At 64.5% G+C, this 12,673-nt stretch carries 12 protein-coding genes; 7 read left to right on the top strand and 5 right to left on the bottom strand.

All coding sequences use genetic code 11. From position 1 onward, the window contains the following. Positions 1-69 precede the first annotated feature (69 nt). The 3 genes from H1B27_RS16760 to H1B27_RS16750 all read left to right on the top strand — a co-directional run bounded on the left by H1B27_RS16760 (position 70) and on the right by H1B27_RS16750 (position 4,295). Positions 70-1,203 (top strand): glycosyltransferase family 4 protein, encoded by a 1,134-nt coding sequence (locus H1B27_RS16760; RefSeq protein WP_197966801.1) that lies wholly within the window; start codon positions 70-72, stop codon positions 1,201-1,203. A gap of 118 nt (positions 1,204-1,321) precedes the next feature. Then, positions 1,322-2,872: an undecaprenyl-phosphate glucose phosphotransferase gene (locus H1B27_RS16755; RefSeq protein ID WP_197966800.1), complete on the top strand. Its 1,551-nt coding sequence runs from the start codon at positions 1,322-1,324 to the stop codon at positions 2,870-2,872. A 166-nt stretch (positions 2,873-3,038) separates the two neighbouring features. Further along, positions 3,039-4,295, top strand: a complete 1,257-nt coding sequence (locus tag H1B27_RS16750; protein WP_197966799.1) for an O-antigen ligase family protein — start codon at positions 3,039-3,041, stop codon at positions 4,293-4,295. 100 nt (positions 4,296-4,395) lie between these two features. On the opposite strand, the gene H1B27_RS16745 is transcribed toward H1B27_RS16750, so the two are convergent. Next, positions 4,396-4,869: a MarR family winged helix-turn-helix transcriptional regulator gene (locus H1B27_RS16745; protein ID WP_197966798.1), complete on the bottom strand. Its 474-nt coding sequence runs from the start codon at positions 4,867-4,869 to the stop codon at positions 4,396-4,398. Positions 4,870-5,210: 341 nt separating this feature from the next. On the opposite strand from H1B27_RS16745, the gene H1B27_RS16740 reads away from it, so the two are divergent. Next, positions 5,211-5,651 (top strand): hypothetical protein, encoded by a 441-nt coding sequence (locus H1B27_RS16740; protein WP_197966797.1) that lies wholly within the window; start codon positions 5,211-5,213, stop codon positions 5,649-5,651. Positions 5,652-5,664: 13 nt separating this feature from the next. Here the strand turns inward: H1B27_RS16740 and H1B27_RS16735 are convergent, their stop codons facing one another. From H1B27_RS16735 to H1B27_RS16725, 3 genes are read right to left on the bottom strand one after another with little or no spacing between them, the layout of a single operon-like run. Then, the gene (locus H1B27_RS16735; protein WP_197966796.1) at positions 5,665-6,843 is read right to left on the bottom strand and encodes a saccharopine dehydrogenase family protein; all 1,179 of its coding nucleotides are present in this window, start codon (positions 6,841-6,843) and stop codon (positions 5,665-5,667) included. Positions 6,844-6,852: 9 nt separating this feature from the next. Beyond that, positions 6,853-7,635, bottom strand: coding sequence for a DUF169 domain-containing protein (locus tag H1B27_RS16730; RefSeq protein ID WP_197966795.1), 783 nt, complete (start codon positions 7,633-7,635; stop codon positions 6,853-6,855). Positions 7,636-7,692: 57 nt separating this feature from the next. After that, positions 7,693-8,460, bottom strand: coding sequence for a YdcF family protein (locus tag H1B27_RS16725; RefSeq protein ID WP_246515483.1), 768 nt, complete (start codon positions 8,458-8,460; stop codon positions 7,693-7,695). A gap of 168 nt (positions 8,461-8,628) precedes the next feature. Between H1B27_RS16725 and H1B27_RS16720 the strand changes: the two genes are divergently transcribed. The 3 genes from H1B27_RS16720 to H1B27_RS16710 all read left to right on the top strand — a co-directional run bounded on the left by H1B27_RS16720 (position 8,629) and on the right by H1B27_RS16710 (position 10,535). Further along, positions 8,629-9,570: an acetamidase/formamidase family protein gene (locus H1B27_RS16720; RefSeq protein WP_197966794.1), complete on the top strand. Its 942-nt coding sequence runs from the start codon at positions 8,629-8,631 to the stop codon at positions 9,568-9,570. Positions 9,571-9,771: 201 nt separating this feature from the next. After that, a complete protein-coding gene (locus H1B27_RS16715) occupies positions 9,772-9,969 on the top strand; it encodes a hypothetical protein (RefSeq protein WP_024341172.1) in 198 nt (65 codons plus the stop codon). A 74-nt stretch (positions 9,970-10,043) separates the two neighbouring features. Beyond that, positions 10,044-10,535: a GcrA family cell cycle regulator gene (locus tag H1B27_RS16710; RefSeq protein ID WP_197966793.1), complete on the top strand. Its 492-nt coding sequence runs from the start codon at positions 10,044-10,046 to the stop codon at positions 10,533-10,535. Between the two features lie 274 nt (positions 10,536-10,809). Here the strand turns inward: H1B27_RS16710 and H1B27_RS16705 are convergent, their stop codons facing one another. Further along, positions 10,810-12,333, bottom strand: coding sequence for a porin (locus H1B27_RS16705; protein ID WP_197966792.1), 1,524 nt, complete (start codon positions 12,331-12,333; stop codon positions 10,810-10,812). Positions 12,334-12,673 lie beyond the last annotated feature (340 nt).

The following is a 12,673-nucleotide window of genomic DNA, read 5'->3' as shown; positions in this document are numbered from 1 at the left end:
AGGACCCTTAATCCCTCACGATTATTTCGTGAGAATTGTTCGGCAGTCGCCGGCGAGCTGGTTTCTAACATGTCCCCTTCTCCCGACCGGCCACTTCGCATCCTGCACGCCGTGCGTGCTCCGGTCGGGGGCATCTTCCGCCACATCCTCGACGTCGCCAACGGCCAGGTCGACCGCGGCCATCATGTCGGCATTCTCGCCGATAGCCTCACCGGCGGGGAGCGCGCCGACAAGGCGCTCGCCGAGCTCGCGCCTCGGCTGAAGCTCGGCGTGCACCGGCTCGCGATCCGCCGCGAGCCGTCGCCCGACGATGTCCTGGTATGGCTTCGCATGCGGCGCCTGATCGCCACGCTCAAGCCCGACGTGATGCACGGCCATGGCGCCAAGGCCGGCGCCTTCATCCGCATGCGGCGGCGCTCCGACGACACCATCCGCATCTACACCCCGCATGGCGGTTCGCTGCACTATCCCCTCAACACCCTCAAGGGCGAGTTCTACGCACGGCTCGAGCGCGCGCTGATGGATTCGACCGACCTGTTCCTGTTCGAGAGCGCATTTGCCCGCGACACCTATCAACGCATCGTCGGCACGCCCAAGGGCGTGGTGCGCTGCGTCTTCAATGGCGTCACCCCCGAGGAGTTCGAGCCTGTCGTAACGGCCGACGATGCCACCGACCTCGCCTATGTCGGCGAGTTCAGGCACATCAAGGGCGCGGATCTGCTGGTCGATGCCGTGGCGCAGCTGCATGCGGGCGGCAGGAAGGTCACGCTGACGCTCGGCGGCGACGGCGAGGAAACGGCGACGCTGAAAGCGCAGGTCGAGAGGCTGGGCCTCTCCGACGCCATCCGCTTCATCGGCCACGTCAAGCCGCGCTACGGCTTCTCCAAGGGGCGGCTGCTGGTCGTCCCCTCGCGCGGCGATTCCATGCCCTACGTCGTCATCGAGGCCGGTGCCGCCGGAATTCCGATGATCGCGTCCCGCATCGGCGGCATCCCCGAAATCTTCGGCTCCGACAGCCCCGCTTTGTTTGCACCGAGCAATCCCGAGGCCATGGCAGAGGCGATCGCCGCGGCGCTGGACGATCCGCAAACGACCGCACAGCGCGCGACGTCCTTGCGCGAGCGCATCTCGGCACATTTCTCGCAAGCCGCGATGGTTGAGGGCGTGCTCGCCGGCTATCGCGATGCATTTACCAAACACTAACCATTCTTAAGTCCCGCTTTAGAGAATCTTCCGATTTGTTCGATAGTCCAAGGTCCAGGGGATGCTCGCCCGGGCGCTCAACGCCGTGCCGCGGGCTTTGGAATGGACGTGGACGCCCGTGGAACCGCTCAACGCACGCTCGATGCTCGATGCCGCGACCAGTGCCGCGGCAAAACCTGCTGACCAGCCCTTCGTGGAGCGCCGTCGCCGGCTCTCGCCTGCCGCGCTCGACGTGGTCAACCAGAAGGTCGCCCGCGCCTATTCGCCGGTCGTGATTGCCGGATTCGTCCGTCTGGCCGACTTCGTGCTGCTGAGCCTCGTCGGCATTGCGCTCTATGTCGGCTATGTCATGCCGCTCTCCGGCGCCTTCAGCTGGATTTATCCCGCCGAGGTCGTCGCCGTCGCGGTCGCCGCCGTGGTCTGCTTCCAGGCCGCCGACATCTACCAGGTGCAGCTGTTCCGTGGTCAGCTCAGGCAGATGACGCGGATGATCTCGTCCTGGTCCTTCGTCTTCCTGCTGTTCATCGGCATCTCCTTTTTCGCCAAGTACGGCAGCGAAATCTCGCGGCTCTGGCTTGCCGCCTTCTACTTCCTCGGGCTAGCCGCGCTGATGGCTGAGCGTCTGGTGCTGCGCGCGCTGGTGCGTGGCTGGGCGCGCCAGGGCCGGCTCGACCGCCGGACCATCATCGTCGGCTCCGACAGCAACGGCGAGCAGTTGGTCGAGGCGTTGAAGGCGCAGGAAGACTCCGACATCCACGTGCTCGGCGTGTTCGACGACCGCAACGACAGCCGCGCGCTCGACACCTGCGCCGGCGCGCGCAAGCTCGGCAAGGTCGACGACATCGTCGAGTTCGCCCGCCGCACCCGCGTCGACCTCGTGCTGTTCGCGCTGCCGATCTCGGCGGAAACGCGCATCCTGGAGATGCTGAAGAAGCTCTGGGTGCTGCCGGTCGACATTCGCCTCTCCGCGCACAACAACAAGCTGCGCTTCCGTCCCCGCTCCTATTCCTATCTCGGCGAGGTGCCGACGCTGGACGTGTTCGAGGCGCCGATCACCGACTGGGATCTGGTGATGAAGTGGCTGTTCGACCGCGTCGTCGGCGGCCTCGCGCTGCTCGCAGCGCTGCCGGTGATGGGACTGGTGGCGCTGGCGGTGAAGCTCGACAGCCCCGGCCCGGTGCTGTTCCGCCAGAAGCGTTTCGGCTTCAACAACGAGCGCATCGACGTCTACAAATTCCGCTCGATGTACCACCATCAGGCCGACCCGACCGCATCGAAGGTCGTGACCAAGAACGATCCGCGCGTCACCCGCGTCGGCCGCTTCATCCGCAAGACCAGCCTCGACGAGCTGCCGCAGCTCTTCAATGTGGTGTTCGCCGGCAACCTCTCGCTGGTCGGCCCGCGACCGCATGCGGTGCAGGGCAAGCTCCAGAGCCGTCTGTTCGACGAAGCCGTCGACGGCTATTTCGCCCGCCACCGCGTCAAGCCCGGCATTACCGGCTGGGCCCAGATCAACGGCTGGCGCGGCGAAATCGACAACGAAGAGAAGATCCAGAAGCGCGTCGAGTTCGATCTGTATTACATCGAGAACTGGTCGGTGCTGTTCGACCTCGTCATTCTCCTGAAGACGCCGATCTCGCTGCTGACCAAGAACGAGAACGCGTATTGAATTTCTTCGTCCTGCCCCGCCTTGTGCACAATTGCGCACTGGGGCGGGGCATCCAGTACGCCGCAGCGCCAGCCGTTTTTCACGATAGGCGCCGCAGAGTACTGGATCGCCCGGTCAAGCCGGGCGATGACAGCCGTGTTTGTAGCGTACGGGTAGCGTGAGCGTAATGGCATATGCGGCGACAGCCGGTGAAGTGAACGTTGCCACACCGGCTGCCCCCGGCGTGCTGGCGCTGCAGCGCGCGCTGGTGTGGCTGGTCGGCGCCTCCGGCGCGATCGTCTTCATCGAGCCGAGCCCCTACGAGATCGCGACGCTGCTCGCGACCGTCACCTTCTTCGCCACTGGCCTGCGCCTGCGGCTCGCGCTGATGCCGCTCGTGCTGATGCTGGTCCTTCTCAATGTCGGCTATACGATCAGCGCGATCCCGCTGTTCGAGCAGTCCGCGGTGGTGACCTGGATCGCGACCTCCTGGTACATGGCGGTGACCGTGGTGTTCTTCGCGATGGTCATTTCGGAAGACACGGCGGCCCGGCTCGACATGCTCCGCCGCGGGCTCGTGGTCGGTGCGATGGTGGCCTCGCTGTTGGCGGTCGCCGGCTACTTCCACCTGGTTCCCGGCGGCAACGACCTCCTGACGCTCTACGGACGCGCGCGGGGCACGTTCAAGGACCCCAACGTGCTCGGCGCCTTCCTGATCCTGCCGGCGCTGTTCGCGCTTCAGAGCGTGGTCTCGGACAGGCTGGCCAAGGCGTTGCGCAACGTCATCGCCTTCGGCCTCATGTCGCTGGCGATCCTGCTCGCCTTCTCCCGCGCCGCCTGGGGCGGATTGGTGCTGACCTCCGCCTTCATGCTGGCGCTGATGGTGCTGACCAGCCGCACCAATGCGCAGCGCTCGCGCATCATCGTCATGGCGATCGTCGCCGCGGTGCTGGGCCTCGCGCTGATCGCGGTGCTGCTGTCGTTCGATTCCACCGCCGAGATGTTCAAGCAGCGCGCGAGCTTCGATCAGAGCTATGACGAAGGCCGCTTCGGCCGCTTCGGCCGGCACATCCTAGGTGCAGAGATGGCGCTCGACCTGCCGTTCGGCATCGGCCCCCTGCAATTCCACCGCTTCTTCCCCGAGGACACCCACAACTCCTACCTGAACGCCTTCATGTCCGGCGGCTGGCTTTCCGGCGTGTGCTATCCCGCGCTGGTCTTCACCACCGTCATCATGGGCTTCAGGCACATCTTCGTGCGTGTACCCTGGCAGCGCGCCTATCTCGCGGTCTTCTCCGCCTTCCTCGGCACCGTCGGCGAAAGCTTCGTGATCGACACCGATCACTGGCGGCACTTCTGGATGATGCTGGGCGCGATGTGGGGCATGATCGCGGCCGCGCAGGCCTACAAGATCAAGGCCGACGGCGAAGCGCCTTCAGCTTGAGATAGGGACGCTCTCTCGAGGCTGACAGCTTCTGGAGCGTCGCGGTTCGGCGCCGCATTGTCGTCCAGGATATTCAAATGGACGCTGCGCAAAGGTCTGGTCAGGCATCTGCAATGCTCACTTCCTGTTCGAGCTTCTTGCGCAGCGCCTTGATGAGGCGGCCGGCGGTCTTGATCTCTTCAATCGGGAGTCCTTGTACCAGCGAGTTGATCTTGGGGTCATACAGGCGGATGGCAGCATCGTAGGTCTTCAGTCCCTTGTCGGTCATGACCACGAGATGGGCGCGGCGATGATGTGGATTGGGTTCAAAGGTGACGAGCCCTTCATGGGCCAGGTCATTGACGATACGCTGAACGTTCTGGCGGTTAGCGCCGAGGTCGCGGGCGAGCCAGGCGACCGGCCGCGCACGGTCCGCGCCAACGATCGCCCCCAGAATCTGCCAGCGGGCGCTGGTCAGTCCGAGTGGGGCGACCAAGCGATCGCCCCACGTCAAGGTCAGGTTATTGACCCTGAATAGGTCGAGAACGAGATCGGTCATGGCGTCACCCGCCGGAGATCGCTTGATAGCGCGCATAATGACTCCATAAATCCATATTGACATGATAATGTCAATCAGGCTATCGCTGGCGCCGACTTTCGACACCATGATGTCATATTGGACCAAACGCGAGAGTTTGTCATGCCCGTGATGCGCCACGCGATCCAGCCTACCCCACCGAATGCCGTTCTGAGGCCGCCGCTTCTCCGAGGGGCGGGCCCGATTTCTGCGTCGCACGAAGCGGTAGCAGCGGAAATCTTACGTCATGAAACGCGCCCCGCAGAGGGCCGGGTCACGTTCGCGGCGGTCGCATCGCGCCCACCAGGGTCGCCTCGGGGCTCGAACGATAACCATCATCCGGAGAAGGGAAACAGGCCGTGATCAAGATGATTCATCCCATTGCAGGCGGGACCGCGCTTCTCACGATCTCGACTTTCTGGCTCTCTACTGCGTTCAGCGAGCTCTTCGCGTCCCAATCCGCCATCACTGCCGTCAAGACTGCCATACCATGGGGCTTTCTCGTGCTGATCCCTGCGCTTGCGGCGACGACCGGATCAGGCCTTGCGCTGTCACAGGGGCGGCGAGCCGGCCTGATCGGCGCGAAGATCAAGCGAATGCCGCTGATCGCGGCCAACGGCCTTCTCGTGCTTGTCCCCGCCGCTTTCTTTCTCGCACACAAGGCCAAGGCCGCCGAGCTCGATGCAGTCTTCTATGCGGTCCAGGCTCTTGAGCTTGTCGCTGGAGCTGCGAACATCACCCTGCTCCTGCTCAACGCGCGAGACGGCTTGAGAATGAAAGCCCGGTCCTGCAACAGGTGAGAAAGGCGACGGCTCACTTCTCCACCCTGAACGTCAACCCAGCGTGATCGACCAGCCGCTTGATCAGCTTGTGCTGCATCGCTGCGCCCGGCGTCCAGAAGCCGCCCGGAACATCCGTCGCATCACGCAGCAGGCAGATGGCGCATTCGGAGATCATCTTGGAAGTCGAGCCGTAGCCGGGATCGCGGTCGCCGGTGACGCCGGCGCAGACCTGGCGTCCGTCCGGCGCGATCGCGACGTAGAGCAGATCGAACAAGCCGTTCTCGCGCTCCTCCTTCGACGGCCCTTCGCCCGGCTTCGGCGCGTTAGGACCGGTCTTCTCGGCGTTGACCGCCATCACGCGCTTGGCGTTGGCCTCGCCCTTCTCGCCTGGACCGGTCAGGACCATCTCGTCGTAGACGAACTCGCGGCCGTAGGGAAAGCCCATCAGCATGTTGGAACGATGGACGTTGCGGGTGTTGATCAACGCCATCATGAACGGGGCGGCCCAGGATTGCAGATCCTCCTCGTAAGCCGCCCTGTTGCCTTTCGGCTGCTTCGGGCCGGTGAAATCAGGCGTCAGCGCAAAATGGTCGTTGAGAATGGCGACGAGGCTGAGGTCCTTGGCGACCGCATCGAAGGTCGCCTTCGCACTCGCCGCGGTGCCGCCTGACAGCGTGCCGCGCATGTCGCGCACACGGCCCTTCACGCGCGCGGCCGGCGCGCCGAACACGCGCCTGGCCTCTTCCTGCACGAAGAACGTGCCGAGCTCGAACGGCACGGAGTCGTAGCCGCAGGAGAACACGATGCGCGCGCCGCTCGCCTTGGCCGCCGCCTCGTACTTGTCGATCATCTGCCGCATCCAGACCGGCTCGCCGCAGAGATCGAAATAATCCGCACCCGCAGCGACGCAGGCCGCGAGCAGGTCCTCGCCATAGAACTGATACGGCCCCACCGTCGTGATCACCGATCTCGTCTGAGCGACCATCGCCTTCAGCGACGCCGCATCCGACGCATCCGCCACGATCAGCGGCGTGTCCGCCGGCGCGCCGATCGCGTCGCGCACCGATTTCAGCTTGTCGAGGCGGCGGCCCGCCATCGCCCATTTCAGGGACTTGTCGTCCTTGTAGTGCGTCGTCAGATATTCGGCGACGAGCTGGCCGGTGAAGCCGGTCGCGCCGTAGACGACGATGTCGAATTTCGCAGAGCTCATGGTCGGCCTTTACTTCTTCGCATAACTCACGCCCATGCCGGCACGGACGTCGCTTTGAATGCCATAGGGCGGGATCGGATAGCGCAGGCCGTTCCTGGCCAGCGCCTTCATGCCTTCGACTGCCTTGGCGAGATGCGACGGCTTCAAGGCCATCAGCATCTCCTCGTCCGGCACGCCGCCATAGCGCCGTTCGGCATAGCATGGCAAGGACAGGCTGGGCTCCCCGGTCTTGAGCGCCCGCCCCCAGGAATCCGCGCACGCGGTCTCGCCGACCACGCCCCATTCGAACTTCTTGTAGCCGGTATATTGCAGCCCGTTGATCAGGATGATCATCTGCCCCGGCGTCGCATAGACCAGGCAGATGTCGGGCGGATCGAGCCGGCCGCTCGCCAGCGGACTGACGGCGAGCGCCTGATATTGCCCGAACGGAACCACGTCCAGCGCCTCCTGGCGCCTGCGCGCATCCTCTGCGGTGCAGTGCCAGACCCCGACATAGTTTTCGCCGGCGAGCCATTTCTCGTCCTGCGGCGCAAGGCCGATCACCGCACGGCATTGCGCGCCGACGAGGTCGTCGGCGGTAATGCCGACGGTCCATCCGAGGCGCGCGGCCATGCTGACGATCTGATCGGTGGTGTGAATTGCGTTCGGACGCCGGATCTTCGGGATCGCCTCCATCTCCGCGGCCGTTGCGAACAGCCTCATGCCGATCACCGTCGTCTTCAGCCGCAGCAGGCTGTTGAGGTCGGCGACGAGGCCGGCAAGATCGATCCTCTCTGCGCTCTGCTCCTGCATGGCGGTCCTCCCGGCCGGCGATCGCGCGCCGTGTGTTGTTGTTTTGCGACCCTCGTTCTAGTCCTTGCCCGGTCCCGGAAGCAACTCGCCGGTCCGGCCCATCAGACGGTAGGCGACGAGGCCGATCCACTCGCGGACGGCGACTTCGGTTCGGCCCAGCCCGTCCGCTCCGACATTGGTGAAGGAAAACAGATCGTCTCGTCCCCCCATCCGCCAGTCCACGGGATAGGCCTCGACGTCAAATCCGGCCTTGCGGAAGATCCCCATCGAGCGCGGCATGTGGAATGCCGACGTCACCAGGAGCCAGCGCTCGCCCGGCTTTGGCGATACCAATTTCTTGGTGAAGATCGCATTCTCCCAGGTGTTGCGGGAGTCGCGTTCGAGGATCAGGCGCTGCTTCGGTATGCCGAGATTCTCCAGGATCGGCGCAGAGTAGTCGGCCTCCTTCGCGTCGGTCGAAACCAGGTTCGCTGAGCCTCCGGTGAAGACGATACGCGCGTTCGGATAGCGCCGCGCGAGCTCGGCCGGCGCGAACAGACGATCGGCCGCGTGCGCGACGACCGGCGTGCGGTGCGCCGCCGACAGATCGGTGTCGACGGAGCCGCCGAGCACGATGATGCCGTCCGGCGCGCCGCGCGAGGCATCCCACGCCGGAAAGCGCGACTCCAGCGGATAGATCAGGAGATTGCCGAGCGGCGAGAACGCAGCGAGCCCCAGCACCACCAGCGTGATCACAGCAAGCCTGCGGCCGAGCGCGGCAAAGCGCGTCGCCATCAGCACGACGGACAGGATCCCGAGCTCGACCAGGAGATTGATCGGCAGCAGCGCAACGCCGAGGGTCTTGGAAAGCACAAAAAACAGGGGAGCCTCGCTGAAATCATCGTGCCTGTCTGTGCAGGGCTTGACCGGCCCCGCCATCTTCAGAAATCTTCTTGAAAGAGGATCGATCGTTGGGTCAAGCCCACGGCCGATGAAACCGAGCGGACGCGACAAATGACCCATCATCACATGCATTCCAGCCCCGAAACCTGCCATTGGGGCTTCTTCGAAGCCGCGCTTCAGCCCGTCCTCACCATTGCCAGCGGCGACGAGGTGACGGTCGACACCATCAGCGGCGGCCCCGACATGCTGCCCGACCGGGACAAATTTCACATTCCGCCCGAGATGCACGAGGTTCATGCGAAGAACGAGCGCATGCTGCCCGGCCACATCCTCACCGGTCCGATCGCGGTCAAGGGGGCCGAGCCCGGCGACGTGCTCGCGGTCGAGATCCTCGACGTCCAGCTCCGGCAGGATTGGGGCTGGAACATGATCAAACCGCTGTCCGGGACCCTGCCCGACGATTTCCACGAGACGCGCATCCTCAACATCCCGCTCGACCGGTCGCGGATGACCGGCCGCATGCCGTGGGGCCTCGACCTGCCTCTCAAGCCGTTCTTCGGCGTGATGGGCGTTTCGCCGCCACCGGCCTGGGGCCGCATCTCCTCGCTGATCCCGCGCGCGATGGGCGGCAATCTCGACAACAAGGAGCTCGGCGCCGGCGCGACGCTGTATCTGCCGGTGTTCGTTCCGGGCGCGATGTTCTCCTGCGGTGACGGCCATGGCGTGCAGGGCGACGGCGAGGTCTGCGTCACCGCGATCGAGACCGCGCTCCAGGGCCGCTTCCGCCTGACGCTGCGCAAGGACCTCAGGCTCGACTACCCCCGCGCCGAGACGGCGACGCACTACATGACCATGGCCATGGACCCCGACCTCGACCAGTGCGTGGTGCGCGCGCTGCGCGACATGATCGCGCTGCTCGGCGAGACGCGAAATCTGTCGCGCGAGGACGCCTACACGCTGTGCAGCCTGGCCGCCGATCTCAGGGTGACCCAGACCGTCAACGGCGCCAAGGGCATCCATTGCATGATCGAAAAGGCGATCGTGCACGGCTGAGCCCGCCGGGCCCTTCCCCGACCTGCCGACATCAAGCCGCCGCCCGGTCTTCCCCGCGGCGCGCCGCGGCGTGTTCGATTCCCAAGCGATTCCAACAAGGTGAGCCGCTGCCCCGGCGCTGATTTGACTTCCACCCCCGAACCTAAATAGAGTCTTAATCGTTACTTTTATGTACCCGAGTAAGAGGCTAGCGTTCGGGCCATGGCCACCGAAAAAGCCGAGACTGACCGCATTCCCGTTACCTTGGCGCTCTCGACCATCGCCTATCTGGAGAAGCTGGTGAGACAGGGCACCCACGGCACCAGCGTTCCCGGCGTCGCACGGACATTGATCGAGGAAGGCATCCGTCTCGCCATCAAGGACGGGCTCTTGTCGATCCGCGACAATGGCAGGACGTGAGTGCGCTCGGTGCGTGAGGCGGACGGATCTCGAGAGGGCGGATGGCCGACATCTGCAACCTGGGATCGTTACACATGCCTGTTCTCTCACCGACCACTTCGCCCACCTGGACCGACGATCGCATTGAACTGCTGAAGCGGCACTTCGAGGCCGGCCTCTCCTGCCGCGAGATCGCCGCCGACATCGGCGTCAGCCGCAACGCCGTGATCGGCAAGCTGTCCCGGCTGAATCTGACGCGCGGCCGGGCGGCCGACGACCGCAAGGACCAGGACAGGGGCTTTGCGCCGGCGCGCACGCGGAGGGCCGTGCCGCGGCTGCAATATGAGATGCTCGCCACGATTTATGGCGAGAGCGATGGCCCCGCAGCCGCGGGCCCCATCGACGAGGCCAATCGCTGCTCGCTGCTGGAGCTGTCCGAGAACCGCTGCCGATGGCCGATCTCGACGCCGGGCGAAGACGATTTCTGCTTCTGCGGCAACACGGCTCCCGACGGCCAGCCCTATTGCGCCGGTCACAGCCGCCTCGCCTACCGGCCGAACACGCGCGCTCGCGTGATGCGCGGCTGATGCAGCGCCGTGCTCCAGACAACAAAAAACCTCCGGCGGGGCATCACCGGAGGTTTCTGGAGGCTTAGCGTGAAGCTAAGAGCCGCAACTTTCGTATTTGGCTGGTCGGTATATAGCTTAGTAACTCAGGTAAGTAAATAAGTTTGAGGCGATCGGATCGCATGGCTCGTCTTCGTCCTCTGCAAAGGCCAGCCGATTTTCCGAATGCCCGTCCTTGCGAAAAAGCCCCGGCGGTTTTCCCGCCGGGGCTTCATCAAGTTCGAAAGCTTCGAGCTTACCAGTTGCGCTGGGCGCGCAGCAGGAGGCTGTAGGTGTCCTGGTCCTTCAGCTCGTAGGCCGCCGCCGGCTTGGCGACGCTCGTCAGCGCTGGGGTCGTGATCACGCCCGAATACTTCTGGTCGAGATGGCTGTAGACGAAGTCGGCCGAGAAGGTCAGGTTCTTCACCGGCGTCCAGCGGGTGATGACGCCCACCTGGCCGATGTTGAAGTCCGGATTGCAGGTGCCGGTCAGGGTCGCGAACGCGGCGCTGCCGCAGATCAGGCCCTTCGCCGTGCTGTTGTAGTTGACCGCAGCCCACGCGCCGTAGAGCGCCGTATTCCAGTACGGGCTCCAGTTGTGGGTGTAGGCACCACGGAAGCCGTAGGTCTTGGTCAGCTCGAGGTTGCCGCCGGGGCCGAACACCGCGTCAGAGACGCCGGCGAAGCCGATGCTCTGGTAGGCGGCGTTCGAGCTGCCGAACATCGAGTAGCTGGTCGCGGCCAGCTCCTGGAAGTTGTAGCGGCTCGCGCCTTCGGTGTAGACGCCCGAGACGTTGATCACGTCGCCGGCGCCGGTCGGAATGTTCTTGATCGAGAGAGCGAGCTGAACCGCCCAGCCCCACTTGTCTTCGGGATGACCGGTGACTTCGGTCGCACCGTAATAGCCGGTATGGTTGTCGTGCGCAGCGACCGACGCCTGGAACAGGCCCCAGGCCTGGTCGACCCGGACCGCGCCGACGATGTCGGGAGAGCGGGTGCCGCCGAAATCGCTCGAGCCGTAGGCGCCGCCGAGAACGCCCGAGGTCGTCATGCCCGCGGTATTCCAGATGTTGGTCTGGAAGATCTGCGTCTGATCCTGCACCGAGAACGTCGCCGTCACGCCCTGGCCGAAATCGGCCGTGTAGGTGATCTGCGGTACGCCGTTGGTGGTGCCGCTGCCGCCGACGAGCTGGTCGAAGTTGTTGCCGGGATAGTTGATCCAGGGCGCGTCGAACTGCGACACCGACTTGCCCAGGGTGAAGCCGGCGAACTGGATGAAGGCGTAGTAGACGCCGAGCGAACCGCCCGAGATGCCGCCATCAGTCGGGTTGAGGTTGGATGTGCCGGCCGTCGTGGCACTATAGGCGGTCGCGCCCGTGCCAGAGCCGGTGCCGACATAGCTGCCGGTCGTCCAGGTGAAGACCGCATCGAAATAGGTGCGGACCACGCCGTACTCGGTCGCGGTGCGCGTGTCGATGTTGAGATCTTCACGAGCGCGCATCGAGTAGTAGTTGGTCAGGCGGTTGTTGGCCGCGAACACGCCGTTGTACTGGGCGCTGTAATTGCCGCCGGCGTTCAGCGCCACTTCGGCACGCAGATAGCCGCCCAGCTTGATGCAGGTGTCGCTGCCCGGGATGTAGTAGAAGCCCGCGCCGTACAGCGAGCAGATCTTGACGTACTCGACCGCCTTGGCCTTGACCGGAAGATCGGCCGCCTGGGCTCCACCGACGGCGATCAGACCCGCCGCAGTGCCGAGCAAAAGGCTCTTCACCACTTTCATTTAAAACCTCCAAGTTGCTCATTTTGCGGAGACCGGACCGTGAGGCCCCCCAGATCTCCGTCTCTCTCAAATCCGCTCGGCCGCTTTGCGCTTTCGGACACCCGCTTTCGAGGCGAGGGACGTGAGCGAACCACCTGCAACGGGACGATCGAGTACCCCCCACCGTCGCGGTCAATATGCCTGCGCTGTTCCGCTAATTAAAATAGTTTATTAGATCAGGTTACTGGTTTCGCTAAACCTGTGCCCCGGCCGCAACACCCGGGCCGGGCAAATCTGCTGAGCCGGTCATCTTTGTGGTTTTGGTGACAAAATTACCCTGCTCTGCACTTGCGTCAGAGCA

Origin of the sequence: Bradyrhizobium diversitatis (assembly GCF_016031635.1) — a bacterium.
Taxonomy (GTDB): domain Bacteria; phylum Pseudomonadota; class Alphaproteobacteria; order Rhizobiales; family Xanthobacteraceae; genus Bradyrhizobium; species Bradyrhizobium diversitatis.
This window is presented reverse-complemented; position numbering and strand designations above follow the sequence as displayed.

Excerpts from the sequence above, each read along its gene's own strand:
- H1B27_RS16760 (WP_197966801.1), top strand. The coding sequence starts at position 70 with ATGTCCCCTTCTCCCGACCGGCCACTTCGCATCCTGCACGCCGTGCGT.
- H1B27_RS16750 (WP_197966799.1), top strand. The coding sequence starts at position 3,039 with ATGGCATATGCGGCGACAGCCGGTGAAGTGAACGTTGCCACACCGGCT.
- H1B27_RS16745 (WP_197966798.1), bottom strand. The coding sequence starts at position 4,869 with ATGCGCGCTATCAAGCGATCTCCGGCGGGTGACGCCATGACCGATCTC.
- H1B27_RS16735 (WP_197966796.1), bottom strand. The coding sequence starts at position 6,843 with ATGAGCTCTGCGAAATTCGACATCGTCGTCTACGGCGCGACCGGCTTC.
- H1B27_RS16730 (WP_197966795.1), bottom strand. The coding sequence starts at position 7,635 with ATGCAGGAGCAGAGCGCAGAGAGGATCGATCTTGCCGGCCTCGTCGCC.
- H1B27_RS16720 (WP_197966794.1), top strand. The coding sequence starts at position 8,629 with ATGACCCATCATCACATGCATTCCAGCCCCGAAACCTGCCATTGGGGC.
- H1B27_RS16715 (WP_024341172.1), top strand. The coding sequence starts at position 9,772 with ATGGCCACCGAAAAAGCCGAGACTGACCGCATTCCCGTTACCTTGGCG.
- H1B27_RS16710 (WP_197966793.1), top strand. The coding sequence starts at position 10,044 with ATGCCTGTTCTCTCACCGACCACTTCGCCCACCTGGACCGACGATCGC.
- H1B27_RS16705 (WP_197966792.1), bottom strand. The coding sequence starts at position 12,333 with ATGAAAGTGGTGAAGAGCCTTTTGCTCGGCACTGCGGCGGGTCTGATC.